Here is a 26,987-nt window from a genome sequence, read left to right as displayed (position 1 = left end):
CAGAATGAAAAAGTGTATATATATGCTGATGATTTGTTTCGCTATCGCTGGCTGTAGCGTAGGGACAAAAGATAATGCCAGAGAAAAGCCAGAGAAAAGAAATGTATCTATGCGTAATGTGACCTATACTGATAATAATAAACCAAATGAAAAAGTGGCGGATCATCTTGCTTCTTTAGCGGCAAGTATACCAGGCGTGCGAGATGCAACGGCTGTTGTTATCGGTAAATATGCTGTTGTTGGTATTGATGTTAAGGCAAAGTTGGATCGTTCTCGCGTTGAATCCATTAAATATTCTGTCGCGGAAAGCTTAAAGCATGACCCAAAAGGTGCAAATGCGGTTGTTGTCGCAGATGTTGATACGTATGAACGACTGAAACAAATGGGAAATCAAATTAGACATGGTAAAGCGGGAGAAGGAATTCTTGATGAACTTGCCGCCATTGTCGGCCGTGTCATGCCGCAAGTGCCAAATGATATGATTGAAAATAAAGAAACAGATCCAATAAAAGATAATGATAAGCAGTTGCCGAAAAACGAAGAAAATGAGTTAAAAAAGGAACAGAAAGATCAATCGAATCATCACTTGCAAAGATAAGAAAAATCCCGCGTGTGGAAAGCGCGGGATTTTTCTTATCAAATAAATAGTGAAAATTCAGTTTGTTACTAAAGGGATATATGGTTTAATAAAAATAAGGAGAGAAAAAGGAGAGGTTTATAAAATAGAAAGAATGGGGAAATGAAAATGAGCATACATACAGAAAACATTAAACTTGTTCCTTACAAAGAGGAATATAAAGAAAAAATCGCAACATTCACTTTACCTAGCGAACAAGTTCAGTTTACAGCGAATCCAAGTGACTTACTTGAAAAAGCAAAAGAAGACATTACAAAACATGTCGTTGTGATTGTAGATCAAGATGTTCCAGTCGGTATTTTTGCACTTCAAACGGGAGAAAGAGTTACGGAATATACAAATAACCCCAATGCGTTATTATTAGTTTCTTTTTCAGTTGATTATGAAAAGCAAGGAAAAGGCTATGCGAAAAGAGGATTGCGTTTACTACAAGAATATGTCACAGCGTACTTTCCAGAAATAAATGAAGTTGTTTTAGCTGTAAACGAACGAAATATTCCAGCACAAAAAGTATATTTAAAAGTTGGTTTTGAAGATAGAGGACAAAGAAAAATGGGACCGATTGGAAGGCAACTTATTTTATACTTATCAATAAAAAAACAGGAATGAATTGTGTAAAAAATGAACTTTTTAGGAAGTCCTTTTAAAGCTGTTAGTTAAGATATTTCATGAAAGGGTGTGCCAAATATGTCTATGAGTATTATTGCCTGAGTATCCATACTATTATGGGGGGCAGTGACACATGAACTAAGTAAACCTTCAAAAAAGCAAAATAACAGAAAGATTATAACTTTAACATCTTTAGGGTGTTTATCAACACTCGTTATCACTATTTCACTGATTCAAAACATTTCATTTTAAAAAAGAAAAATATATCGAAGGTTTTTATCTCATATATTTGTTGGTATGCAATTAAGTGCAGTGTTGGAAAAATATGTTAATTTAGGCAATTTTATTGTTATGTATTTCGGGGAAAATGAAATCACTATTTAAAATACCGTTCTAATGATTTAGCAAAGCATAAACCAGATGATTACCATCATCATTTTGCAAGTGAAGCTATCATCTTATTTGAAGTATTATCAATTCATGACATGTTAGAAAGAGCGAGTTTGTAAAAAATATGGAGAAAAAGAAGGAATTCCTCTGTAAAAGAATTCCTTCTTCTTTATATCCTTTATTCTGTTACCCCAATTGATGAGGGTTTTTAATCAGTGGGGATGGAGCCTTCCTACTGATTAAACATTCACTTTATTGATGTCGTTTTGAAACAATATATTCAACAAGTGGAATCACAATAAATGACGAGCAAAGCGCAAGGAACAAAGGAAGGTTTTGAATGCTATCGAGTGAATAGAAAGCAGAAAACTCTTCTGTCCAAATCGATAAAAGAAACAAAATAATGACTAATACGAAATATCCAATTTTGAAGCTTTTATATGTAATATGTTGTCCTTTTTCATCTTAACTTTCTTTTGAAACACCATTTGGGTCTCCCCATGTTATATGATTTATCAAATAGCTAAGTATTAAAGAACCAGCAAAAATGGTACTGCCACCAATGATACCTCTGGTTATATATTGATGTATGGCATATGCAAGTATACTAAGCAACGAGAATATAATAACCAAGAAAATCAACTTACTCCGATTCATCGTATGCACCTCTTTTTTGAACAACAAAAGTTATCGCATTTGTTTTTTACTGAATGGATTTTTCATTACGAGTGATGTCATAGGAGCATTCTTTTACTTTCATATGTATTTTCTTCCAACCTTTATAAGTGTTTTTCAATATATCCAACATTGTTTCAGTAGGAAGATTGACTTCTATTAATACGTCTCATTCTTCATTTGTTTTCATATCAAATTCTTGAACATTAGAATTTATAACGAAGCCATTGATTCCGTTCTAATCTCATCTATTCGCTCCATCTTTCACCTCTACTTTTATGATCGAATTGGCATATTATTTGAAAAGTTATGACTATGAAAAAGAAGATCATTACTTATTCATTACAAATCTAACTTATATATTCGCCACAAAATAGTATACACTTTGCATTTTTGGGAAATTTCACAATTGAAACTTAAAAAACAATAGTTTAAGGTTAGGAAATTGGAGTTTACAAGTTTTTGAGATAGGTGGAAAGAGGAAAAGAAGAATTCTATATGTAATTATATCATAATAATGATTAGAACTATGAGGAGTAGTGAAATGTATCGTATAGGAAACGAACTAATCCAAATGATTAACAATTCCGTTTAAGCTACTCCTTATACAGATTATTTTAAACTTCATCAAGATGTCATTCAGGCGGCGTACGAAAATGTAAAGAATCATATGGAGATATTCGGAAGTTACCACAAAATATAAATATATAATTGAATTATTCGAAAATATCCAGTATACTAAAAACAAATAGTTAAGCGCTTTCCTAATCTACCTATGTATGGAAGGTTGGTTAGGGATATGTTAAATGTTGGAGTTATAGGTGTAGGAAGAATCGGAAAGCTTCACATCGAAAATTCAGTTTATATACCGGAAATGAATGTTGTAGCTATTTCAGATGTAAATATTGACGCACTTCATGGCTGGGCAAAAGAAAAAGGAATAAATAAAGTAACGAATAATTATCATGACATTTTACAAGATGATAACATACAGGCTATATGTATTTGTTCCCCAACAAATACGCATGCAACTCTTATAAAAGAAGCTGCATTAGCAGGAAAACATATTTTTTGTGAAAAACCAATTAGTTTTATAGAAAAAGAGACGAAGGAAGCATTAGAAGTAGTTGAAAAGAGCGGTGTAAAACTACAAGTTGGCTTTAACCGTCGCTTTGATCATAATTATAAACGCGTGCGTGATCTTATCATGTCTGGCGAGTTAGGAGAACCACATATTTTAAAAATCACTTCCCGTGATCCAGAGCCACCAAATGCAAATTATATTCAAACTTCTGGTGGAATGTTCATGGATATGACCATTCATGATTTTGATATGGCTCGTTTTGTGATGAACAGTGAAGTAACTGAAGTATATGTACAAGGTGCGAATTTAATTGATCCTATATTTTCTGAATATGAGGATATCGATACTGCTATTATTACATTAACATTCGCAAATGGTGCGATTGGAGTTATTGATAACAGCCGCAAAGCAGCATATGGTTATGATCAAAGAATAGAGTTATTTGCGGAAAAAGGGTGTATAAGCACAGAAAATGATTGTCCATCAACTGTCCGCATTTCAACAGCAAACGGTGTCATGCAAGACAAGCCGCTACATTTCTTTTTAGAGCGCTATAAAGAGGCTTATATTACAGAGATTCAATTGTTTGTGCACTCTATTTTAAATGATGAAGTTGTAATTTGTAGTGGAAACGACGGGTTACAAGCAGAGCGCATTGCCCATGCAGCAAAAGAATCACTGCGATTGAAACAACCTGTTAAAATCAACCATCCATTACTATTGAAGAAATGAGGGAGATGAAAGTTATGGCAAATTTAATCGTAAGCCCGCATGAAAGAGAAGAAAATGGACGCATTGTATCTGTAACACCAGAATCAGCAGGATGGAAATATGTTGGATTTGAATTGTTTTCTTTAAAGCAAGGAGAGACTTTGCAAGAAGTAACAAATGATAAAGAGGTTTGCCTTGTTCTATTAAGCGGAAAAGCAAATGTTGCGACGAAGGAAGAGCGTTTTGAAAATATTGGAGAGCGCATGAGTGTTTTTGAAAAGATTCCACCATACTCAGTCTATGTACCAAATCAAGATCAATTTCATGTCGAAGCATTAACAGATGTAGAATTAGCTGTTTGTTTAGCTCCGGGAAAAGGTACATATAAAGCGCGTCTTATTGCGCCAAATAATGTTGGTGTACAAGACCGAGGTTATGGACATATGACACGGAAAATTCATAATATTTTACCAGAAGATCAAGAGGCAGATTGTTTATTAGTTGTAGAAGTATATACACCAGAAGGGAATTGGTCTAGTTATCCACCTCATAAACATGATCAGGATAATTTGCCTCACGAATCCTATTTAGAGGAAACATACTACCATGAAGTAAATCCAAAACAAGGATTTATTATGCAACGCGTATACAATGATGATCGTACGCTTGATGAAGCATTAATTGTGAAAAATCGCGATGTTGTACTTGTACCAGAAGGATACCATCCTGTTTCAGCGCCTCCAGGCTATGAGTCCTACTATTTAAATGTAATGGCAGGACCGGTGCGTACATGGAAATTCCATAATGATTCAGACCATGAATGGCTATTTGAAGGTGTCATGAAATAAATTGTATGTACCCCTTTTTTAACACTATACCGTTTATAAGCAGTATGTCTATGCATAGGCATACTGCTTATTTTTGTAAGAAGAAAGAAGATATGTGCAGCTGGAATGAAGCGAGTTCCGCTCAAGATGAAAAATTTAAGTTTCGTATGATATACTGAAAGGAAGATAACGTTATGAGAAGAGAAGTGGGAGACAATGAAAACGACTATTTATGATGTGGCGAAAGAAGCGGGGGTTTCAATTGCAACCGTTTCAAAGGTAGTGAATGGTACTGGGAAAATTAGTGAAAAAACAAAAAAACATGTATTAGAAGTAATGGATCGCTTGCATTACCAACCTAGCGTTGTCGCTTCTGCATTAACTGGAAAAAAAACGCATACGATCGGCCTTCTAGTTCCAGATATTGCAAACCCGTTTTTTTCGGAAGTTGCACGCGCATTAGAAGACTCCGCTGAAGAAAAGGGATTCAATGTTATTATGTGCAGCACGGACAATAACGATGAAAAAGGAAAGAAATATATTTCTTTATTATTGAGAAAGCGTGTAGATGGTTTAATTATTGCTACAAGCTTTCAAGATACAACACACATAAAAAAACTTGTTGAAAAACATATTCCCGTTGTATTATTTTCAACAGATATACCAGCATTATCTGTTGATATGGTGTCGGTGGATGATTATAAGGCTGCTTTTCAAGCGATGGATTATTTATTATCCCTCGGGCATAAGCGGATTGGCCTAATTGCTGAACAAACAACAAGTAGTAAATATCGTATTCAAGGTTACAAAGATGCATTAGAAGCAGCTGGGGTGAATGTGGATGAAAATTTAATTCATTATACAGAAGCCGCAACGATACAAAATGGAAAGCAAATTACGAAATTATTATTTGAGGAAAAAGATCGCCCTACAGCAATTTTTGCTTGTAATGACATATTAGCTGCGGGTGTCATGCAAGGGGCGAAAGAAGAAGGAATACGAATTCCAACAGAACTTTCGATTATTGGTTTTGATAATACTATCTTAGCGGATATTTGTTATCCTCCATTAACAACAATTGCACAGCCCATTCAAGAGATGGCTGAACAAACGACAAGTTTATTAATTCAACAAATTGAACATAAAGATAAACCTAAACAGCGGATATTATTAGTACCAGAATTAATGATTCGAGAGTCAACGACAAAAATGTCATAAATTTAATATTTTGTACCATAATATTTTAACGTATATACATATCATGGTTTTAGTCTCTATTTTCTTCTAAATAAAATAGAGGCTATTTATTTGGGAAAAATAGAGGGATTTACATGTATTTTTTGTTTGTGCGTATTATCACAATGAATTTTATTAATAAAATAATTAATGAAAAAATTTAGAAAATAAGAAAATATGTATTTATTTTTTTGAATTTATTCGTTATAATTCAATCAAGGGAAAGCGCTTAACTAAAAATACTTTCTCTACTACGTGCATTAGTAACATTTTATTTAAGGATTTATTAAATAAAATGTTTTTTATTAGAATAAAAAGAAAGCGGTTACTTTAATGGAGGGAAGAGATAGTGGACATGTTACAAATCGCAAACGATCGACCTCTTGATTTTTTAGCGTTAGGAAGAGCGTGCATTGATTTAAATGCAAATGAGATCAATCGTCCGATGGAAGAAACAATAACATTTACAAAATATGTAGGCGGTTCACCGGCGAATATTGCTGTGGGAACAGCTACGTTAGGCTTAAAAAGTGGATTCATTGGAAAAGTAGCAGATGACCAAATGGGACGCTTTATTACAAACTATTTGAAAGAAAAGAAAATTGATACAGAGAATGTCGTTGTAGATAAAACAGGTGCAGTTACAGGATTAGCATTTACTGAGATTAAGAGTCCGGAAGAATGTAGCATCTTAATGTACCGTGATAATGTGGCAGATTTGAAGCTTGAAGTAAAAGAAGTTTCAGAGAAATATATAGCACAGGCAAAAGCACTCCTTATCTCAGGAACAGCTCTTGCAGTAAGTCCTTCACGTGAAGCCACTTTTGCAGCATTACATTATGCGAGAAAACATAACGTTGTTGTATTTTTTGACTTAGATTATCGACCATATACGTGGACATCTGAAGCAGATACAGCCATGTATTACAACCTTGCAGCTGAAAAATGTGATGTGATTATTGGTACACGAGAAGAATTTGAAATGATGGAAGGAATCATAGGAGATGCGAAAGCTAAAGATGAAGTGATTGCTCAAAAATGGTTTGATCATCATGCGAAAATGGTTGTCATCAAGCACGGTTCGGAAGGGTCTATTGCTTATACAAAAGATGGTCATGCATATAAAGGAAGTATCTTTAAAACAAAAGTATTAAAAACTTTCGGTGCTGGTGATTCATATGCCTCTGCTTTTATATACGGATTGATGAAAGGCTGGGACGTGCCAAAAGCGATGGAATTTGGAAGCGCTTCAGCGGCAATAGTCATTTCGAAGCATAGTTGTTCAGATGCAATGCCGACAGTAGAAGAAATTCAGCAGTTTATTACAGAAGCAAAAGAAACATCTATTTCTTAATCATGAAGGAGGAAAATAAAATGACTCAAGTAGCAGTTCAAACAGTAAAAAATTATATCGATGGTGAATGGAAAGAATCACATTCCTCTAAAACAGAACCAGTATACAATCCAGCAACTGGAGAAATTATTGCACATGTTCCACTTTCTACAAAAGAAGAAGTAGATGAAGCTGTACAAGTTGCTAAAAAAGCATTTCAAATATGGTCAAAAACGCCGGTACCGAAACGTGCAAGAATCATGTTTAAGTATCAACAATTGCTAGTTAAACATTGGGATGAACTAGCAAAAATGGTAACAATCGAAAACGGGAAAAGCTTTAAAGAAGCATATGGAGAAGTACAACGCGGTATTGAGTGTGTTGAATTTGCAGCCGGTGCCCCAACATTAATGATGGGAAAACAACTTCCTGATATTGCAACGAATTTAGAATCTGGTATGTATCGTTATCCAATTGGAGTAGTTGGCGGAATTACACCATTTAACTTCCCGATGATGGTACCTTGCTGGATGTTCCCATTGGCGATTGCTTGTGGTAATACATTTGTATTAAAACCATCTGAACGCACGCCATTATTAGCTTGTCGCTTAGTAGAATTATTAGAAGAAGCTGGTCTTCCAAAAGGGGTATTAAATATTGTTCATGGTGCTCATGATGTAGTAAATGGCTTATTAGAGCATAAGCATGTTAAAGCGATTTCATTCGTTGGTTCACAACCAGTTGCTGAATATGTATATAAAACAGCTTCTGCAAACTTAAAACGAGTACAAGCGTTGGCAGGTGCGAAAAATCATTCAATCGTTTTAAATGATGCAGACCTTGATTTAGCAGCAACACAAATTATAAATGCAGCATTCGGTTCGGCGGGTGAGCGCTGCATGGCGTGTTCTGTTGTAGCCGTACAAGAGGAAATAGCTGATAAGCTGATTGAAAAACTTGTTGAAGCATCTAATACAATGCAAATTGGTAACGGTTTAGAAGAAGATGTTTTCTTAGGCCCTGTAATTCGTGATGGTCATAAAGAACGTACACTGCAATACATTGAAACAGGTATCAAAGAAGGAGCAACTCTTGTTCGCGATGGCCGAAATGATGCGGAGGTAAATGGAGAAGGGTATTTTGTTGGACCAACAATTTTTGATCATGTAACACAAGAAATGAAAATTTGGCAAGATGAAATCTTTGCACCAGTTCTATCTATTGTACGTGTGAAAACATTAGAAGAAGCAATTGAGCTCACAAATGAATCAAGATTTGCAAACGGTGCTTGTATCTTTACAAATGACGGTGGTAAAGTTCGTGCATTCCGCGAAAATATAGATCCAGGTATGTTAGGAGTAAATGTCGGTGTACCAGCTCCAATGGCATTTTTCCCATTCTCTGGTTGGAAAGATTCATTCTATGGCGATTTACATGCAAATGGTTCAGACGGTGTAGAATTTTATACAAGAAAGAAAATGATTACAACTCGCTGGGCGTAATAGAGGTAAATAGCAGAGAGTATCATTTCTCTCTGCTATCACTTCCCTTTGAAAGAAAGCGCTTAACTTTAAGGTAAGGCAGGTTGAAAAGAATGGATACAATTCGTTTAACGACAGCACAAGCGTTAGTTAAATTTTTAAATCAGCAATATATACAGTTTGATGGGGGAGAAGAAAAATTTGTGAAAGGAATTTTCGCAATCTTCGGTCATGGTAATGTATTAGGAATTGGGCAAGCTTTGGAAGAAAATGGCGGAAGCTTAGAAGTATATCAAGGGAAAAATGAACAAGGAATGGCGCAGGCTGCGGTAGCATTTGCAAAACAAAAACATCGGAAACAAATTATGGCTTGTACATCTTCAGTAGGGCCAGGGGCGGCAAATATGATTACAGCAGCAGCAACAGCAACAGCGAATAATATTCCTGTTTTGTTATTACCTGGAGATACATTTGCATCTCGGCAGCCAGATCCAGTGCTTCAGCAAATTGAACAACTTCATGATGCGTCCATTACAACAAATGATGCATTTCGCCCAGTAAGTAAATATTGGGATCGCGTCAATCGTCCGGAACAATTAATGACAGCGATGATTAACGCGATGCGAGTATTAACAGACCCAGCTCATACAGGTGCAGTTACCATTGCACTCCCGCAAGATGTACAAACAGAATCATACGATTATCCAGTATATTTCTTTAAAAAGCGTGTACATCGCATTGAAAGACGTATGCCGACTCAAAGTGAAATTCATGATGCTTCAAGGCTTATTTTAAAGAAGAAAAAACCAATCATAATTTGCGGGGGCGGTGTACGTTACTCTGAAGCGGGGGAAGTACTGAAACGTTTTTCCGAGAAATTCCGCATACCGTTTGGGGAAACGCAAGCTGGAAAAAGTGCTATCGAAAGCGGTCATGCAATGAATTTAGGAGGTATTGGCGTTACTGGAAACTTAGCTGCCAATCGTATTGCGAAAGAAGCAGATTTAGTAATTGGAGTTGGAACACGCTTTACTGATTTTACAACATCATCAAAAGCGCTTTTCCAAAATGAAGATGTTGAGTTTCTAACGATTAATGTGTCAGATTTTCATGCTGGCAAATTAGATGCAACTAAGGTTGTCGCAGATGCGAAGGTTTCGTTAGAAGAACTTGAAAACGTATTGGAAAGTAAGGAATATCAATCTAGTTACATAGACGAAATTGATGCGGTGAAACAGTTATGGAATCAAGAATTGAAGAGACTTTATCAAATCGATTATAAAGAAGATGGATTCAAACCAGAAATTAAAGGCCATCTAGACGAAGCACTACCAGAATTTTATGAAACAGTGGGCTCTTGCCTTACACAAACGAAAGTGATTGGGGAAATCAATAGATTACTTGATGAGGATGCTATTATTATTGGCGCAGCAGGAAGTCTTCCAGGTGACTTGCAGCGCATGTGGATGAGTAAAAAGCCAAATACGTACCATATGGAATATGGATATTCTTGTATGGGATACGAAATTTCTGGAGCGCTTGGTGTTAAAATGGCTGAACCAAATAAAGAAGTATATGCGATGGTTGGAGATGGAAGTTATTTAATGCTTCATTCAGAACTTGTAACTAGTATACAAGAAGGTAAAAAAATCAATGTTCTTTTATTTGATAATGCCGGATTTGGTTGCATTAACAATCTTCAAATGTCAAATGGTATGGGAAGTTTCGGTACAGAGTTTCGTCATAGAGAAAATGAAGTTGGAACGCCAGCAGGAAGATTTATGAAAATAGATTTTGCACAAAGTGCAGCTGGTTATGGCGTGAAAACATATCGTGTAACAACGATAGAAGAGTTAGTAGCTGCTCTAGAAGATTCGAAAAAACAAACGATCTCTACACTCATTGATATAAAAGTATTACCTAAAACGATGACAAATGGATATGACTCTTGGTGGAATGTTGGTGTTGCTGAGATAACTGAAAATAAGAAAATTCAAGCGGCTTGTGAAGAGCGAATGAGCCATTTAAAACAAGCAAGACAATATTAAAATGCCTTTCTTATTTAATAGAAGGCAATGAAGCAATTTGTTTCATTGCCTTTTCTAAAGGGAAAAAGGAGCTGAACAAAATGTTTAAAGAAGGAACTGTAAAACTTGGCATTGCACCAATTGGGTGGACCAATGATGATATGCCTGAATTAGGAAAAGAAAATACATTTGAACAATGTATTAGTGAAATGGCGTTAGCTGGTTTTACTGGTACTGAAGTTGGCAATAAGTATCCAAGAGATGTAGACGTTTTAAAGAAAGCGTTATCGCTAAGGAAGATGGAAATCGCAAGTGCGTGGTTTAGCGCTTATGTAACAACAAAGCCGTTACATGAAACAGTGAATCCATTTATAGAACATTGCGATTTCTTGCAGAAAATGGGAGCGAAAGTCGTTGTTGTATCAGAACAAGGACATAGTATTCAAGGGCTGATGAATACACCTCTTTTTGAGAAGAAACCGATTTTTGATGAGGAAAGTTGGCAAAAGCTTGCGGAAGGCTTAAATATTTTAGGAAAACTAGCTCAAGAGCGTGGACTTTATCTTGTTTATCATCATCATATGGGAACGGGAGTACAGACAACGGCAGAAATTGAAAAATTGATGTCTTTAACAAATCCAAATGTTGTTCATTTACTCTATGACACGGGGCATCTCGTTTTTTCTGGTGAGGACCCAATGTATATATTAGAAAAGTACATGGACCGCATCAAACATGTACATTTAAAAGATGTGCGCTTAAATATTGCAGAGAAAGTAAAACAAAATAAATTAAGCTTTTTACAAGGAGTGAAAGAGGGAGTATTTACAGTTCCAGGTGATGGCAGTATTAACTTTGAACCGATATTTAAGAAATTAGCTAAAAAGCATTATACAGGATGGCTATTAGTAGAGGCAGAACAAGATCCAGCAAAAGCAAATCCCTTTGAATATGCAGTAAAGGCGCGAACATACATAAATGAAATTTGTAATTTAAAAAAACAAAATAGGTAGGTGTTTTTCATGAAACGTGTAAAGGTTGGTATTGTTGGGTTAGGGAGACTTGGGAAAAAACATGCAGAGAATCTTGCATTTCATATTCGCAACTGTGAGTTAACAGCAGTATGTAGTGTAATTGAAGAGGAAGTAAAACAAGCGCAGAAAGAATGGGGCATACCATACGGTTATACAGATTATGATGAAATGCTGCGAAATGAAGAATTAGATGCAATCTTTATTGCTTCGCCATCTGGGTTTCATTGCGAACAGATTGAAAAAGCATTAGAAGCAGGGTTTCATGTTTTTAGCGAAAAACCACTGGGACTATATTTAGAAGAGGCTCTTCATGTAGAAAAAGTAGTACAAAGGCATCCCGATCAAGTATTTATGCTTGGATTTATGAGACGCTTTGATAAATCTTATATGTATGCAAAAAGAAAAATTGAAGAAGGCGTAATCGGTAAGCCAGTTTTAGTGCGGTGCTATGGTATAGATCCGACAAAAGCTCTTGGTAGTTTTGTGAAATTCGCAAAGAGCAATTATAGCGGGGGCTTATTTTTAGATATGGCCATTCATGATTTAGATTTAGCAAGGTGGTATTTAGAATCAGAGGCAAAACAAGTATGGGCAATTGGAGGAGCATTTGCTTGTCCTGAATTTAAGGAATTTAACGATGCAGATACTGGAGCGGCACTCATAAAATTTGAAAATGATACAATGGGTATTTTTGTCGCAGGGCGAAACTGCATACATGGTTATCATATTGAAACAGAAATTATCGGTACAAAAGGATCGCTTCGCGTTGGTACAGTTCCAGAAAAAAATGCCGTGACTGTTTTTGATCAAACAGGTGCAGTTCGCGAGTGTTCAGAGGGATTTTTAGAGCGTTTTGAACAAGCATATTTAAGTGAAGTAGAAGAGTTTATTCAATGTATTATCGAAAAACGTAAGCCAGCCATTACTGTACAAGACGGAGTAAAATCAACAGTGATCGGATATGCATGTAAAGAATCATTTGAAACAGGTGAACTTATTAATGTTCGGAACTTTCGGTCAAATAAAATTCATTCGTAATATACTTCTAGATTATAAGATGGGGTAGGTAGAGAGCTTCTATAATACAAAATAAAGAAGAAGAGGGCGCCCTACCCCCTTTTAGAGAAATAGATATCATTTGAAAGGGGTTTATTGCTCCATGGCATTTGTAACAGTCATTACATTTTTAGTATATACGATTTTCATTGCCTGGTTTTCTTGGTATAAGACGAGGCATATTAATTTAGATAGTTCAGATGGTTATTTTTTAGGTGGTAGAAGTTTGACTGGTATCGTTATCGCAGGATCACTTGTATTAACAAACTTATCGACAGAACAAATGGTAGGGCTAAATGGACAAAGCTATGCAACTTCAATGGTCGTTATGGCTTGGGAGGTAACCGCTCCTTTAGCGCTCATTTTTATGGCATTTGTCTTTTTACCTCGTTACTTAAAAAGTGGAATTACAACAATTCCTGACTTCCTAGAGCAACGCTACGATTTACGAACAAGACAAATTATTTCCATTCTATTTTTATTAGGCTATGCCATCGCTTATTTACCAACTGTATTGTATTCCGGTGCGTTAGTACTTGATAGCATCTTTAATATTTCACAACTATTTGGGCTTAGTAATTTCACAACAATTATGGTGATTGCGCTTATCATTGGTATGACTGGTATTGCCTATGTTGTATTTGGCGGCCTACGTGCATGTGCGATTTCAGATACGCTAAATGGAATTGGTTTAATTATTGGAGGATGCTTAATTCCAATTCTTGGTCTTCTTGCACTTGGAAAAGGGAGTATTATGGATGGTGTAAATCTTTTATTACATTCTCATCCAGAAAAATTGAATGCAATTGGAGATTCGCAAGATTCTGTACCTTGGACAACAATTTTCATGGGCTTATTGTTTAATAACTTATTTTATTGGTGTACCAATCAAGCTATTGTCCAACGTGCACTCGGGGCAAAAAATTTAGCAGAAGGACAAAAAGGAGTATTGTTGGCAGGATTATTTAAAGTATTTGGAGCATTGTATTTAGTGCTGCCAGGAATCATTGCCTTCCATTTATTTGGCGATCAATTAAAAAATGCTGATATGGCTTATCCGATGTTAGTAATTAAGATTTTGCCTATCGCATTATCAGGCTTTTTTGCCGCTGTATTGTTCGGTGCTATTTTAAGTTCATTTAACGGTGCATTAAATAGTTCGATCACTTTATTCACACTGGATTTTTATAAACCCATTTTCAAGAAAGAAGCAAGCGAAAAAGAGTTGGTGAAAGTAGGACGTATTTTTGCGATTACACTCGGTCTCATTGCGGTTATCGTATCACCATTTATTTTATATGCACCTTCTGGATTATATAACTACTTACAAGAAATGTTTGGTTTTTACAATGTACCAATTATCGCCGCTGTTGTCGTAGGATTTTTTAGTAAAAAAGTACCTGCAAGTGCTCCGAAAATTGCTTTAGTCTTTCATATTATTTTGTATGCGCTCTCAAAAGTGTTTTTAGGATCTATTAATTTCTTATATATTCTTAGTGTACTATTCCCAGCATGTGTAATTGTGATGCTAGTGATTGGAAAATTAAAACCAAGAGAAACAGACTTTGAACTTTTCGATGCTAATAAAGTTGATTTAAAGCCATGGAAATATGCAAAGGTATTTTCAATCTTCCTTATTATATTCATGCTAGGTGCCTATGTATTATTCTCGCCTGTTGGGTTAGCCGCACAGTAATGATGTTTTTTATATCAATATACTATATAAGTTTGGATAATTGACAATTCTCTAAATTATGTTATGATAACTATCAAAACTATATAGTTCTCATCTATCCACTAGGGGTGCCGATATTGGCTGAGATTAAAGTTTATCTTTGAGACCCTTAGTACCTGATCTGGTTCGTACCAGCGTAGGGAAGTGGAAATGACAAAATAAAAGCCACTTTCTTTACCTACTAAGGAAGTGGCTTTTATTTTGTACATGTCTATTTTTTCGTTAGATGTTAGCTGAGTGTAGCATATATGAGGAGGGATATAAATGTCATTTTCACAGTTATTACGTCAAGAAGTTGCTCCGATTTGGCAAGCGAGTTTTGAGCATCCATTTATTAAAGAACTAGGTGAGGGAACACTAGATTTAGCTAGCTTTCGTTACTACGTTTTACAAGATTCCTACTATTTGAGTCACTTCGCTAGAGTACAAACATTAGGGGCAGCGAAGGCGATCGAATTGAAAACGACAGCTCGCATGGCACATCATGCACAAAATACATATGAAGCAGAATTGTCATTGCATGAAAATTTTGCGGAAAAATTAGGAATCACTGAAGAAGAAAAAGCATCCTTTATTCCAGCACCGACAGCTTATGCATATACATCCCATATGTATCGCGCTGCTTATGAAGGGCATTTAGGTGATATTATTGCAGCCATTTTACCGTGTTATTGGCTATATTATGAAATTGGCGAGCGTCTTAAAGAGTGTAAGCCAGAAGAACCGATTTACCAAGCATGGATTTCAGCATATGGTTCGGATTGGTTCCGCACATTAGTAGAAGAACAAATTATGCGATTAGATCAAATTACGGAAACAGTAACAGAGTCGGATCGTAAACGTATGAAACAGCATTTTATCATTAGTAGTCAATATGAATATTCGTTCTGGGAGATGGCTTATACGTTAGAGAAATGGCCTGTTGAAGAAAAAATAGCAACCCGGTAGATATTCATTTTATTTCGTCATTTTTCATAATATATTATGAAAAAATTATATAATTAAAAGAGAAATAGGAAAGATAAAGAGGAGGTAGAACCCTCCTCCTTTTTTTACTGTTTTTTAACAAAAAATGGATTTTAATGATGGTATAATAAAAGTAAAAAGGGGGGTGGAATCTGTATTTTGTTTCAAAGTTTAACAGTCTATTGATTTTGGATTTTATGTAAAATAACGAAAAAAGAGAGGAAGTATTTACTTTATGGAAACGATACAGTTGTTAGCCTTTAAAGATGTAATAGATCCACTTTTTGAGCAAACAGTATTTTATGTGCAGTGGCCAAAACATTGGTCAAGTTTGTTATTAGAGCACAATAGACCATACGAATTAATAAAAAAATTTAAACTTTTAAATAAAAGATTGTATATTATGTTTTCGGATATTTTATTCATTGAGCACGACCCATATAAGTTAGCAGAAGATAGCCTATGGATTATATGTTTAAAACCTCTTAGCTCTGAACAGTTAGAATATATTTGTCGTCAATGGTATGCGTATATTCATAACTGGAAACCGACCGAAATGCCTGGAGAAGTTTTATTAGAATGGCAACCTAGTGCGATTTCAAAGTTGTCGTTACTACATGATAAAAAAACATTTTATATATGGGTACCAGCATTAATTTCACATTTGTTTTGTGAACGCGCGCTGCATCTATCTATAGGAAATAAGCAATATGAAGAAGTTCCTTTTTACCCGCTTCGAGAGCAAAATAGATGTGAAGCGATGTCTGAGCCTATTCAGGATAAAAAGACAAAAGAATATTTTTCTTATATATATCGGTTTGAGCTTATCACTCGTGGAATTGAAAATATGTTTCTACTTAAAGTTTCTATTGGTAAAAGGCGTTTTTATCAAACAGCAAATCAATATGCAAATTATATGATTATGAAAAAAAGAAAAGGAACTGTACTAGTCTCTAACTGCCATAATGAAAAGGATAAGTTTGTTACACTCAAAATAGAAGACGCGCGATTTGGAGTGAATTGGTCCAAAGCTTATCGGGAATTACAGAATGTTTTTATGCTTAAGAAACAGTTAGATTTAGTTAAGATTATGCAAAGTCCAAAAAAATATATAAAAGGGAAAAGGATACGAGCACTTGTTATATATGATGAAAATATTTTTAAAGTTCCCGGTACGAAAATAAAACGTGGGATCAGTAGAAGAGAGAAAGAAGTACTCTTACAAGCATTTCATCAGCGATTTCCTCATTGTACATATATTCCGCTATGTAAAAATATAACTATAAATCAAAATGATGAGTTATTTCCACTTTATATAAGAGAAGAAATGAAAGAAATCACACTAGAACTATGGTCTTCTCAAAGACTTACAGAAATAGAAAGAATATTATTTGAAGAAGGACTAATTTTAGAGAAGAGGGCAAACCATTCTTATATATTAAATTCTAAACCGCAAATTATACTAAACATCGTAACGTATAATCCCAAAATTATTAAACAGCACCCATATCGAATGGATTATTGTCATAAGTATAAAGAAGATCGTATCCAAAGTGTGATCCGAGCAATATCTTCTATACCAATCCAATCATTTCAAACATCGTTGTCTTTAATAGAAGTCGAAAAGTGTGATGGTCGTGAAAAAATCGATCCGAAACAAGTGATTCGAGAAGCATTTGCAAGGACAAATCGCATTTCACAATTTATCGAACGATTAGACGGAGAGGAGATAAAGAAGGAACATATAGTAAGAGCCATTTTTAGTTTATTAGAAAAGATAGGATTTCGTAAACGAAGCTGGGAGAGTATGCATCCATCACATACATATGTTAGTTTATCAATAGAAGAAATCTATAACAATCAATTTGTACCTATTCTATCCAAAATAAACGAGGGAGAAATTGTATATAAATTATATGGGAGTCATGAGTGGCGAGACTTTACATCTATCCTCTTAAACGTAAGTGCACACGAAACGTTCTTACCGCAACCGTCAAAGCGAAATGATATAGGAATTCAATTTAAAAAATATATAACGGAAGAATTAACAGCAATCGCAGAAGAAGCTAAAAAGGAAAATAAGCAAGTGTATTTTCTTATAGACGCAAGTATGAGAGAGTACTGGATTGAAAGTTTGCAAAATGAACACATGGACTTACATGATCTACCTTATATCAGTGAGGAATTCCAATCACTTTCTAATGTAACAGCCATTCGTATTAACAATCAGTATGATGTTCCGAACTATATAATGCCGTTAGAAAAGGAGTGCGATGAAACAGAGTTATATGTGGACCAAAGCGGACTGTATTATAGTGTAAATATCTATCCTCTAAACGATACGGGATGGAAGGAACAGCGCATATTAGAAATTGTAGTACTCGGAGCGAAGCAAGAGGAACGAGATCAGATTGCTAAAATAATCACTTATATGTGCAAAATGAGCATCATACCTGGGGAGCGTCCGTTTATACCATTTCCGATGCAAATGGTAAAACTAATAAAAAAGTATATAACAGATATTGACTTATGGCAATCAAGTGATGAATTGGATACAGATTGGCTGATAGAGAATGAATAAGGATAGGTGGTGAGAAATTATGAAGAAATGAAAGACGATTGTAATCTGTACATGGATCATAGCGATTCTTTTACTGAGTTTTACATGGCTTGAATTGGTGTTATTACAAATAGTAGGGCTACAATATGAATCGAATTAGGCTCTCATTATGTTCTTTATCGTGTATATATTCACTAATCTTCCACTTTCACTCATTGTGGACAATATACCAAAAGCTTTGAAATCTCTTGATTTGATTCAAACAAGCAAAGGATGGATTCCGTTTCTATTCGATGCAGGAAAAACATATATTCTCATTATGACAATTGATTATTTTATGGAGTCTATTACGATTTCGTGGCAAGGTGTTTTTCTATTTGCTATCATAAGGGGATCTATTGGATTAAAAATAAAGAAGGATGATCCAGAACCCCCTTCGTATTCAGAAGTAACAAAATCATTAAAAAATAACGAATAATACTTCTAAACATATGACAAATCCCATTTGTCTCAAAAACAAGGATTTGTCATTTCTTCATAAAAGTGTAGGGAGCGATTGTCAATTCTAATTTTGTTTTTTGTATTTACTTTTCATGCAAGCAGGATTAAGATGTCTTTTAGGAATAATAGTTATGAAAACATGAAACATGCTTTTATATGGCATGGTCTGATAAAATAACAACATTTCCTTTGCAAAATAGAAAGGAAAGAAGTTTTGAAAGGGGTGGAACATTGTGAAGAAGCTTGATGTATTGTTAATGCTGCTTAGCGGTTTGTTCCCGGTTGCGGGGATTATGAAACAAATCCCGCTACCATTATCACTCATTCTAGGTGGATTATTGTTTTTTACGAGTTTTGGTAGTTATTATACAAAACAAACGAGTTCTCGTGTTTGTAGTTGGCTAGCTTATACTATATTTATTACATTCTTAATGGGAATTTGGGATCAATACGTAACAATGAGCTCGTTACTAGCAAACGCGAAAATTGCTGCATGTATCGCTTTACTTCCAGCCATTCTTTGCTTCCGTACATATGGAATTACGTTTGGATTACTTGCGCTATGGGGAGCATTATTATGGGATGTAAAAGAAGTACAATCACTAGCTGTTTTAGGACGCATGATGAATTTACTCACAACAGAAAAAATGTATTTACTATTACTCATAGCGGGCTTTTTAGTAGGTGGTTTATTCGCAAATGGATTTCGTCGTAAAAATGATAAGTTTAAACAAGAAACACCAAATGTATTAAAACAAAAAAAGAAACGAATGAGACCTACATTTCACATTCGCATTCCACGTTTACCGAAACTGAGAATGAAAATGTTAACATTCGGAAGAACACCTACTCAATCAAAAGACAAGCGTCCATATGAATCAATGCGTGAAGAAAATATCCACGCAATACAACAAGAACCGCAACATGAACAACAAGAACCGACAACACTAGGTCAAACAAGAATGGAACGAAGACGGAATCGGTATCATGTTTAGATAGGGGAGTTGAAAAGAAACAGTTTTTAAGTTGGTGAACAACTAAAGGGTAATATTAAAATAATTTGATATTTAATCTATTTTCATGTTTACTTTTCCATAAAAATGTAATATAATGTATACAGCGGTTTGAGGAAGCCGCTGTATCATATCATACCAAGATTTATAGAGTTATTATGGTAAGGCAATATGCCGTGGCGTTGGGGATCGCCTAACTCCGATTTTATCGGATTCCCCTAAAAAATGACTAACTTCGTTTAGTCATTTTTTTATATATAAAACACAGAATTTTCTAAAAGAGGTGCTAGTAAATGAAATATAGCATTGGACTAGATATAGGAATTGCATCAGTTGGTTGGGCAGTTATTAATGAAGATATAGAAAGAATTGAGGACTTAGGAGTACGTATTTTTGATGTTGCTGAGCAACCGAAAACAGGCGCTTCTTTGTCAACTCCAAGAAGACTAGCTCGTTCTACTAGAAAACGCTTAAGAAGAAGGCGACACCGCGTGGAGAGAGTTCGTAAATTTATGATTCAAAAAGGTTTACTAACACAAGTTCAAATGGAACAATTATATGACTGGAAAGATGGTGACTTAGATATTTGGCTTGTACGTGTAAATGCTTTAGAAAGAAAATTGTCAGATCGTGAGTTTGCACGTATATTAGTTCACTTTGCAAAAAATCGTGGATTTCAATCTAATCGTAAAAGTGAATTACAAGAAGAAGATAATGGCGCCGTTCTATCAGCAGTTCAAGAAAATAAGCGATTGATGGAAGAAAAAGGGTATCAAACAATTAGTGAAATGCTTCTGTATGATGAGAAATTTGAAGGTACTAAGCGTAACAAAGGTGGGGAATATACTCATGTTGTTGCACGAAGTGATTTAAAAAGAGAGATACAGCTTATTTTTGAAAAGCAAAGAGCATATGGACATGCTTTCGCAACTATGGAAAATGAAGATAAATTTCTTCAAATATGGTCATCACAAAGACCTTTTGCAACAAAAGATGATATAGCGAAAAAAATTGGGAATTGTACATTTGAACCGAAAGAGAAACGAGCACCAAAGAGCACATATACATTCGAACGCTTTCGAGCTCTTGATAAATTAAATCGTTTAAGAATTCTATCAGGAACTTCTCCTGCAAGATCACTTACGCAAGAAGAGCGAGATCTTATTTTGAACTCTCTTTTTTCAAAGAAAGAAGTAAAGTATAAAGAGTTGAGAAAGCTATTAAAATTAAATGATGAACAACGATTTAATGAAATCTTTTATGATCCAAATGAAAAAATAGAGAAAAATGAAAATAGAACATTCCTTTCTTTAGAAAGTCAATATAAAATCAGAAAAATATTACAAAAAATCGAAGGGAAAAGCTTGAATGATACATACCGTCCAGTTGATTTAGATACAATCGCTTATGCTTTAACTGTATTTAAAGACGATCAAGATATTCGTGACTATTTACAAAATCAATATGTGGCGAGTAATGGAAAAAAGGAATTAAACCTAGCAAATCGTAAGTACAATGACGAATTGATTGAAGAACTCTTACACCTTTCCTTTACAAAGTTTGGGCATCTATCATTAAAAGCGCTTAGAAATATTTTGCCGTTTATGGAACAAGGGATTCCTTATCATCAAGCTTGTGAAAAAGCAGGTTATCAGTTTAATAAAAAAGTAAACCGGGAAAAGCAAAAGTTATTACCCCCTGTACCAGCAAAAGATATTGTGAATCCAGTTGTTATTCGTTCTCTATCACAAGTGCGTAAAGTAATTAATGGAATTATTAAAAGATATGGTTCGCCCTCATCAATATATATTGAATTAGCACGTGAAATGGGGAGGGGATATAAAGAACGGAAAGACCTTGAGAAACAATACAATAAAAACCGTCAAATGAATGAAGGGGCCAAAAAACATATTTTAGAACTTCGTCCAGAGTTTGGCGATCCAAGAGGTCATGACATTTTAAAATATAAACTTTGGCAAGAACAAGATTGTCGCTGTGCATATTCTTTTAAATCAATTCCGATAAAGCAGTTATTTGAGATTGGCTATGCCGAGGTAGATCATATTATTCCATATAGTCGTAGTTTTGATGATAGCAATAACAATAAAGTACTTGTTCTAGCAGCAGAAAACCAAAATAAACAAAATCGCACACCATATGAATGGTTTGGTCACGATGAAACAAAATGGCAAGAGTTCACTTCGTTAGTAACAACGATGAAAGTTTCAAAAAAGAAAAAAAGCTTATTGTTAAAAAAGAATTTTGATGAAGAACAAGCCGAAGAATTTCGCTCTAGACATTTAAATGATACACGCTACATCACTCGTTATATCAAAACATTTATTGAGGATAACTTACAATTCCGTATAGAAGAAGGAAAAAAAACATATGTGCATACAGTGAATGGAGCTTATACATCTCTTATGCGAAAACGATGGGGATTTAACAAAAATCGCCAAGAAAACGCTTTACATCATGCGTTAGATGCAGTAATTGTAGCGGTTAGCTTGCCTTTTAAACATAAGGTAAGAGCGTATTTTAAGCGGCGCGAAGAATATGCTCATAACCAATTAAAACGAGAAGGGGAATTTTTCCCTGAACCTTGGCCAGGGTTCATTCACGAATTAGAAATTAGAATGATGCAAGACTCTGAAAACATAAAACTAGCAATGGAAAGCTTAAACTTAAAAACTTATGATGAATCCTTTATTAAGGAACTAAAGCCAATTTTTGTTTCCAGAATGCCAAAACGAGCAATGAAGGGACAAATACATGAAGAAACGTTGAAGCGAGTAAGAGGGCGCACAGATGATGGCTACATTCGTACTGTAAAAAAAGTAAAGTTAGATCAAATTCCATTTGATAAAAATGGAGATTTCCCAATGTTTGGAAAAGAAACAGATATGAAAACATATGAAGCAATAAAATCTAGATACCTTGAATCTGGAAAAGATAAGAAAAAAGCCTTTAACACACCGCTTTATAAGCCAGCGAAGAATCCAGAAAACGCACCGATTATTCGCTCTATTAAAATTGAAGAAAAAGCAAATCGTGTTGTCATGCTGGATGAGAAAACAGCTGCTGATAATGCGAGTATTGTAAGAACAGAGGTGTTTCGTCATAAAGAAACAGGGAATTATTTCTTAACGCCTGTTTATGTAGCTGATGTGCTTGCTAAAAAAGTTCCAGATCGATTAATTACAACGAAAAAGCCTTATAGTGAGTGGAGAAAAATTACTGATGAGTATGAATTTCTCTTTTCGTTATATCCTAACGATTTAATTAGAGTGAAGATGCCGAAAGAAAAAGAAACAAAAACACACACTGGTGAAAAACATGTATGGCAAGAAAATTTTATGTATTTCAAAGGTGTCCATTCAGGGAGTGCTGGTGTGAGAATGATAGATCATATGAACAGTTTTGAAGATGAAATAGGAGTGCGAAAATTAGTTGTATTTGAAAAATACCAAGTGGATCCTTTAGGTAGAATGAATAAAGTACACGGAGAGAAACGACATGGCATTTAGACATATTGTAATTCGAAATCCAAGTAAACTTTCAACATGTGATGAACAATTGTTAATTAAGCAAGAAGAAACGGTGCGTATTCCTTTAGAAGATATTTGCACGATTACAATAGAAGATCCAGCAATTACAATCACAGCTGCTTTATTAAGTAAATGTGTCGAATATCATGTAGAGCTTATTGTATGTGATTGGAAAAGATTACCAGCGGGAATTTTACAACCGTTTCATAGACATTCCAGACAAAAAGCTGTGTTAGATGTCCAATTGGGGCTAGGCAAACCATTTAAGAAAAGAATTTGGCAACAGATTGTAATTCGTAAATTAGAAAATCAAGCGAGATGCCTTGAATTAGCAAACAAAGGGGAAGATGCGCAAAAATTATATTCTATTAGCAAAAGTGTAGAATCAGGTGATCGTACAAATCGCGAAGCCTACGGTGCAAAAGTGTATTTTACGGCGCTATTTGGTCCAAACTTTTACCGGAGAGAAGATGATGTGCGTAATATCTCTTTAAACTATGGATATAGTTTAGTGCGCTCTCTAACAGCTCGCGCACTTGTTCGCTACGGCTTTAACCCAAGTCTAGGTATATTTCATGATAGTCAAACAAATGCGTTTAACCTTGCTGATGACTTTATGGAAGTATTAAGACCATTTGTTGATATTATTGTTGCTTTGAATGTGTCAGATGAAACAGAGTGGGATTCTAAAATGAGAGAAAAGCTGTTTTCGGTATTAAATATTGAAGCAGTATGGAAAGAAGAACGACAAAGTATAACAAATGGTGTAGAACAAATGATAAAAAGCTATGTATCAGCGTGCCGGCAAAATGATGCATCGCTATTACTACTGCCAGAACTGATTGCATTACGGCAACATACGTATGAGTAAATTTATGAGAATACTTGTTTTCTTTGATTTGCCGGTGATGACAAAAGCTGAAAGAAAAGCCTACACCCGTTTCCGAAAATTTTTATTAAAAGATGGTTACACAATGCTGCAATTTTCTGTGTACACAAGAGTTTGTAATGGAGAAGAAGGTGCTCAAAAACATTTGAGAAGACTTAGACAAAACATTCCAAATGTAAATGGAGCAATCCGTTCATTAAAAGTAACAGAAAAGCAATTTGAAAGTATGGATATTTTACTTGGTGTTCAAACCATTGATGAAAAATTAGGAACAAATAAAACGGACTTTTTCTAACAAAAAACACTTGCAATTTTAGCAAGTGTTTTTTGTTTTGACGTAATATGAAAAAAATTTAGCACGAAAATAACCAAAAGAGCATTTTTAAACTCGTTTTTTTAAAAAAGAAACCCCTTGAAACTGAGGAATATCAAGAGGTTTCGGTGCATGTATCATATCATACCAAGATTTAAAGAGGAATTATGGCAACACCAGCATTATTACAACAAATTTTGGTATCATATCATACCAAGATTTAAAGAGGAATTATGGCATTATTTCCGATGACATTGAAATTTGGCTAATCATATCATACCAAGATTTAAAGAGGAATTATGGCGTTATTGTTACAGATTCCATAAGTGGTTTAATCATATCATACCAAGATTTAAAGAGGAATTATGGCCTCGTTGATCCAGACGCGTTTCAAAGGTGGATCATATCATACCAAGATTTAAAGAGGAATTATGGCTTAAAAATGCATATAATAAATATTTGTTCAGTACTGTCATATTTTTAATATTAACGGAAATAGCTACAGAATGAAAGTACGATTAGTCACGAAGGAAGAGTAGGTGGGTCAGTTTTCGGTGACAAAGGTGGGGCAAATTTGGTTGACCATCTACAAATATCTAATTGGATGGTGTGGATATAATGCATTAAGCGACACGCCGTCCATATGTAAAGAACGAGACAAGTGGATTCGAAGAAGGCTCCGAATGGTTATATGGAAACAATAAAAATTATCAAGGGTAAGGAGAAAGAAACTCCAATTTTTGAGTATCGCCAAACAGACAGCATACGAAAAGAAGCCTAGACAATTCCTACTGGGGATATCTAGGTCTTAAAAGTTTGAGTAATAGATATTCAATGATTCGTCAGACTTAATTGAACCGCCGTATACGGAACCGTACGTACGGTGGTGTGAGAGGTCGAGGGGGAATCTTCTCTCTCCTCCACGATTACCGGACTTTAAGTTAGAATATTATGATAATTATTTCTCAATTAACAGAAAAAGATAGTTCTTTTAATGTCTGAAAATTGTGTTAATATTTAACTAATAAAAAGAGGGGATGTACTTATGGATGCAAATGTTATAACGAATACACAAATTACTAAACAATTAAATGAATGGTATCAAGTAATGCGTGCACAGCATGTTTTAAAAGCAAGACAACTAAAAAAAGAAATTGATACAAATCTATATCAAATTGAAGAGAATCCAGATAGTTTCATTTATTACTCATTGCTTGATTTTCGCTACAACATGTTGATTGTAATCTAGCAACTACACCTGTGAAAAAAGATGTGTTTCTGCAATATTATTATCATTTCTTTAAATTTATTTATGCAATGGAAACTGGGAACTATAATGATGCGAAAGAACACCATGATTATGCAGACGAGTTATTGAAAGATATTTCTGATGTATATGAAAAGGCGGAGTTTCACTATCGTACTGCTTTGTATTATTACTATATTGATCAACCAATCCTATCCATTCGTTATGCTACAAAGGCAAAAGATTTCTTTTCTAAAAATGTAGGTTATGAGGTTAAAACAGCAGCATGTGAAAATGTACTTGGTATATCATGTATTGCATTAAAACAATTTGAGGCGGCAGAGGAATATTTACTTGCGGCTATTAATACATTTAAGAAACAAAGTGAAGAAGATTCTGTTTTGAAAGTGAAATATAATTTAGGATTATTATATGCTGATCAAAATCTTTCTGAATTAGCGATACGTTATCTTCTCGATGCTTTTGAAGATGAAGAACATGATTATAAAACAATGTTTTTACTAGCACGTGAACATTTAAAATTAGGGAAATCAGAAATTGCAAAAACATACATCGAAAAAGGTTTGAAGGCTTCTACAAAAGAATATTATTATCATTTTTCAATTCTGCAAAATATGTATAGTGAGCATTCGTTAGAAAAAGTAGAAAGCGTTGTAAATGAAGGGGTTTCATATTTTAAACAGCAAAGTTTATGGGGATATGTACAAGAATATGCTGAGGCGTTGGCTGTGAAACTTTATAACGAAAAGGAAGAAATGAAATCAAATCAATATTTCTATATGAGTTACGAAGCGAAGAAAATCTTAGAAGAAAAAGGGGCGTTAAAATAATGAGGAAATTAATGGGGATTGTATTTGCTAGTATCTTTATTTTTGGGGTATATACATCAATAGATATATCTGAAATTTATAATGATATTCCGATTCAATATGGACATGGTAAAGGGATTTAATCAAATCATTTCATATTTTGTTTTTGTATACAGTCCTGTAAGGGAAAGATATGATGTTTTTAATATTTCAAGGATAAAGTAAGTTAAACCAGTGATATTTTCAAAATATTGCTGGTTTTTTTCATTGTAGAGAAATTGCTTTT

At 34.6% G+C, this 26,987-nt stretch carries 22 protein-coding genes, 3 pseudogenes, 1 CRISPR repeat array and 1 riboswitch; of the genes and pseudogenes, 23 read left to right on the top strand and 2 right to left on the bottom strand.

All coding sequences use genetic code 11. The features are described 5' to 3' along the window. The first annotated feature begins 4 nt into the window (after window positions 1-4). Both MR056_RS03375 and MR056_RS03370 read left to right on the top strand, forming a co-directional pair. Window positions 5-598: a YhcN/YlaJ family sporulation lipoprotein gene (locus MR056_RS03375; RefSeq protein ID WP_012094376.1), complete on the top strand. Its 594-nt coding sequence runs from the start codon at window positions 5-7 to the stop codon at window positions 596-598. A gap of 147 nt (window positions 599-745) precedes the next feature. Then, window positions 746-1,246, top strand: a complete 501-nt coding sequence (locus tag MR056_RS03370) for a GNAT family N-acetyltransferase (protein ID WP_012094375.1) — start codon at window positions 746-748, stop codon at window positions 1,244-1,246. Window positions 1,247-1,888: 642 nt separating this feature from the next. Here the strand turns inward: MR056_RS03370 and MR056_RS03365 are convergent. Together MR056_RS03365 and MR056_RS03360 are read right to left on the bottom strand one after the other, a co-directional pair. Next, window positions 1,889-2,293, bottom strand: a pseudogene (locus MR056_RS03365) (hypothetical protein). Window positions 2,294-2,339: 46 nt separating this feature from the next. Then, window positions 2,340-2,546: pseudogene (locus MR056_RS03360) on the bottom strand (hypothetical protein); the annotation flags it as partial. Between the two features lie 363 nt (window positions 2,547-2,909). On the opposite strand from MR056_RS03360, the pseudogene MR056_RS03355 reads away from it, so the two are divergent. The 21 genes and pseudogenes from MR056_RS03355 to MR056_RS22205 all read left to right on the top strand — a co-directional run. Then, a pseudogene (locus MR056_RS03355) lies at window positions 2,910-3,014 on the top strand (class II aldolase); the annotation flags it as partial. A gap of 96 nt (window positions 3,015-3,110) precedes the next feature. Continuing rightward, on the top strand, window positions 3,111-4,127 hold the full coding sequence (gene iolG / locus MR056_RS03350; RefSeq protein ID WP_087098762.1) for an inositol 2-dehydrogenase: 1,017 nt from the start codon (window positions 3,111-3,113) through the stop codon (window positions 4,125-4,127). 14 nt (window positions 4,128-4,141) lie between these two features. Then, a complete protein-coding gene (iolB, locus tag MR056_RS03345) occupies window positions 4,142-4,954 on the top strand; it encodes a 5-deoxy-glucuronate isomerase (RefSeq protein WP_087098760.1) in 813 nt (270 codons plus the stop codon). 195 nt (window positions 4,955-5,149) lie between these two features. Continuing rightward, entirely contained in the window at window positions 5,150-6,151 is a 1,002-nt protein-coding gene (locus tag MR056_RS03340) for a LacI family DNA-binding transcriptional regulator (RefSeq protein WP_087098758.1), read from the top strand. A gap of 367 nt (window positions 6,152-6,518) precedes the next feature. After that, a complete protein-coding gene (iolC, locus tag MR056_RS03335) occupies window positions 6,519-7,523 on the top strand; it encodes a 5-dehydro-2-deoxygluconokinase (RefSeq protein ID WP_375293706.1) in 1,005 nt (334 codons plus the stop codon). A gap of 20 nt (window positions 7,524-7,543) precedes the next feature. Beyond that, complete coding sequence (locus tag MR056_RS03330) at window positions 7,544-9,004, top strand: CoA-acylating methylmalonate-semialdehyde dehydrogenase (protein WP_087098756.1); 1,461 nt, start codon at window positions 7,544-7,546, stop codon at window positions 9,002-9,004. 92 nt (window positions 9,005-9,096) lie between these two features. Then, the gene (gene iolD / locus MR056_RS03325; RefSeq protein WP_087098754.1) at window positions 9,097-11,031 is read left to right on the top strand and encodes a 3D-(3,5/4)-trihydroxycyclohexane-1,2-dione acylhydrolase (decyclizing); all 1,935 of its coding nucleotides are present in this window, start codon (window positions 9,097-9,099) and stop codon (window positions 11,029-11,031) included. Window positions 11,032-11,111: 80 nt separating this feature from the next. After that, the gene (gene iolE / locus MR056_RS03320; RefSeq protein WP_087098752.1) at window positions 11,112-12,023 is read left to right on the top strand and encodes a myo-inosose-2 dehydratase; all 912 of its coding nucleotides are present in this window, start codon (window positions 11,112-11,114) and stop codon (window positions 12,021-12,023) included. Between the two features lie 9 nt (window positions 12,024-12,032). Beyond that, on the top strand, window positions 12,033-13,082 hold the full coding sequence (gene iolG / locus MR056_RS03315) for an inositol 2-dehydrogenase (RefSeq protein WP_087098750.1): 1,050 nt from the start codon (window positions 12,033-12,035) through the stop codon (window positions 13,080-13,082). A gap of 121 nt (window positions 13,083-13,203) precedes the next feature. Beyond that, entirely contained in the window at window positions 13,204-14,796 is a 1,593-nt protein-coding gene (locus tag MR056_RS03310; RefSeq protein WP_087098748.1) for a solute:sodium symporter family transporter, read from the top strand. A gap of 93 nt (window positions 14,797-14,889) precedes the next feature. Beyond that, window positions 14,890-14,995, top strand: a riboswitch (TPP riboswitch). 104 nt (window positions 14,996-15,099) lie between these two features. Further along, complete coding sequence (tenA, locus tag MR056_RS03305; RefSeq protein ID WP_087098747.1) at window positions 15,100-15,783, top strand: thiaminase II; 684 nt, start codon at window positions 15,100-15,102, stop codon at window positions 15,781-15,783. A 253-nt stretch (window positions 15,784-16,036) separates the two neighbouring features. Beyond that, complete coding sequence (locus MR056_RS03300) at window positions 16,037-18,382, top strand: pPIWI_RE module domain-containing protein (protein ID WP_087098745.1); 2,346 nt, start codon at window positions 16,037-16,039, stop codon at window positions 18,380-18,382. A 232-nt stretch (window positions 18,383-18,614) separates the two neighbouring features. Beyond that, on the top strand, window positions 18,615-18,839 hold the full coding sequence (locus MR056_RS03295; RefSeq protein ID WP_375293705.1) for a hypothetical protein: 225 nt from the start codon (window positions 18,615-18,617) through the stop codon (window positions 18,837-18,839). 256 nt (window positions 18,840-19,095) lie between these two features. After that, window positions 19,096-19,857, top strand: coding sequence for a DUF3959 family protein (locus MR056_RS03290; RefSeq protein WP_012094370.1), 762 nt, complete (start codon window positions 19,096-19,098; stop codon window positions 19,855-19,857). A 311-nt stretch (window positions 19,858-20,168) separates the two neighbouring features. Then, window positions 20,169-23,402 (top strand): type II CRISPR RNA-guided endonuclease Cas9, encoded by a 3,234-nt coding sequence (gene cas9, locus MR056_RS03285; protein WP_048723014.1) that lies wholly within the window; start codon window positions 20,169-20,171, stop codon window positions 23,400-23,402. Next, entirely contained in the window at window positions 23,392-24,294 is a 903-nt protein-coding gene (gene cas1, locus MR056_RS03280; RefSeq protein ID WP_048723012.1) for a type II CRISPR-associated endonuclease Cas1, read from the top strand. Before cas9 ends, cas1 begins: the two co-directional genes overlap by 11 nt. A gap of 4 nt (window positions 24,295-24,298) precedes the next feature. Next, window positions 24,299-24,607 carry a CRISPR-associated endonuclease Cas2 gene (gene cas2 / locus MR056_RS03275; RefSeq protein WP_048723010.1) on the top strand — a complete coding sequence of 103 codons (309 nt, stop codon included), beginning with the start codon at window positions 24,299-24,301 and terminating at the stop codon, window positions 24,605-24,607. Between the two features lie 154 nt (window positions 24,608-24,761). Then, window positions 24,762-25,061: direct repeats of the CRISPR family, unit length 36 nt; unit sequence ATCATATCATACCAAGATTTAAAGAGGAATTATGGC. A 103-nt stretch (window positions 25,062-25,164) separates the two neighbouring features. Then, window positions 25,165-25,329: a group II intron maturase-specific domain-containing protein gene (locus MR056_RS22535; RefSeq protein ID WP_094374226.1), complete on the top strand. Its 165-nt coding sequence runs from the start codon at window positions 25,165-25,167 to the stop codon at window positions 25,327-25,329. Window positions 25,330-25,670: 341 nt separating this feature from the next. After that, entirely contained in the window at window positions 25,671-25,874 is a 204-nt protein-coding gene (locus MR056_RS03270; RefSeq protein WP_235436377.1) for a response regulator aspartate phosphatase, read from the top strand. An 11-nt stretch (window positions 25,875-25,885) separates the two neighbouring features. Continuing rightward, on the top strand, window positions 25,886-26,722 hold the full coding sequence (locus MR056_RS22390; protein ID WP_235436375.1) for a tetratricopeptide repeat protein: 837 nt from the start codon (window positions 25,886-25,888) through the stop codon (window positions 26,720-26,722). Next, on the top strand, window positions 26,722-26,844 hold the full coding sequence (locus MR056_RS22205) for a hypothetical protein (RefSeq protein ID WP_255815318.1): 123 nt from the start codon (window positions 26,722-26,724) through the stop codon (window positions 26,842-26,844). The genes MR056_RS22390 and MR056_RS22205 overlap by 1 nt, the downstream gene beginning before the upstream one ends. Window positions 26,845-26,987: the final 143 nt, after the last annotated feature.

The organism is Bacillus cereus group sp. BfR-BA-01360, from assembly GCF_022663595.1.
Classification (GTDB): domain Bacteria; phylum Bacillota; class Bacilli; order Bacillales; family Bacillaceae_G; genus Bacillus_A; species Bacillus_A cytotoxicus.
Note: the sequence above shows the minus strand (reverse complement) of the source record. Positions and strands in the feature narration are given on the sequence as shown.

Bases quoted from the DNA above. Each gene is read 5' to 3' on its own strand.
- MR056_RS03310 (WP_087098748.1), top strand. From the start codon at position 13,204: ATGGCATTTGTAACAGTCATTACATTTTTAGTATATACGATTTTCATT.
- iolD (WP_087098754.1), top strand. From the start codon at position 9,097: ATGGATACAATTCGTTTAACGACAGCACAAGCGTTAGTTAAATTTTTA.
- MR056_RS03330 (WP_087098756.1), top strand. From the start codon at position 7,544: ATGACTCAAGTAGCAGTTCAAACAGTAAAAAATTATATCGATGGTGAA.
- MR056_RS03375 (WP_012094376.1), top strand. From the start codon at position 5: ATGAAAAAGTGTATATATATGCTGATGATTTGTTTCGCTATCGCTGGC.
- MR056_RS03300 (WP_087098745.1), top strand. From the start codon at position 16,037: ATGGAAACGATACAGTTGTTAGCCTTTAAAGATGTAATAGATCCACTT.
- MR056_RS03270 (WP_235436377.1), top strand. From the start codon at position 25,671: ATGGATGCAAATGTTATAACGAATACACAAATTACTAAACAATTAAAT.
- iolG (WP_087098762.1), top strand. From the start codon at position 3,111: ATGTTAAATGTTGGAGTTATAGGTGTAGGAAGAATCGGAAAGCTTCAC.
- cas9 (WP_048723014.1), top strand. From the start codon at position 20,169: ATGAAATATAGCATTGGACTAGATATAGGAATTGCATCAGTTGGTTGG.
- tenA (WP_087098747.1), top strand. From the start codon at position 15,100: ATGTCATTTTCACAGTTATTACGTCAAGAAGTTGCTCCGATTTGGCAA.
- iolB (WP_087098760.1), top strand. From the start codon at position 4,142: ATGGCAAATTTAATCGTAAGCCCGCATGAAAGAGAAGAAAATGGACGC.
- MR056_RS22205 (WP_255815318.1), top strand. From the start codon at position 26,722: ATGAGGAAATTAATGGGGATTGTATTTGCTAGTATCTTTATTTTTGGG.
- iolE (WP_087098752.1), top strand. From the start codon at position 11,112: ATGTTTAAAGAAGGAACTGTAAAACTTGGCATTGCACCAATTGGGTGG.
- cas2 (WP_048723010.1), top strand. From the start codon at position 24,299: ATGAGAATACTTGTTTTCTTTGATTTGCCGGTGATGACAAAAGCTGAA.
- cas1 (WP_048723012.1), top strand. From the start codon at position 23,392: ATGGCATTTAGACATATTGTAATTCGAAATCCAAGTAAACTTTCAACA.
- iolG (WP_087098750.1), top strand. From the start codon at position 12,033: ATGAAACGTGTAAAGGTTGGTATTGTTGGGTTAGGGAGACTTGGGAAA.
- MR056_RS03340 (WP_087098758.1), top strand. From the start codon at position 5,150: ATGAAAACGACTATTTATGATGTGGCGAAAGAAGCGGGGGTTTCAATT.
- MR056_RS03370 (WP_012094375.1), top strand. From the start codon at position 746: ATGAGCATACATACAGAAAACATTAAACTTGTTCCTTACAAAGAGGAA.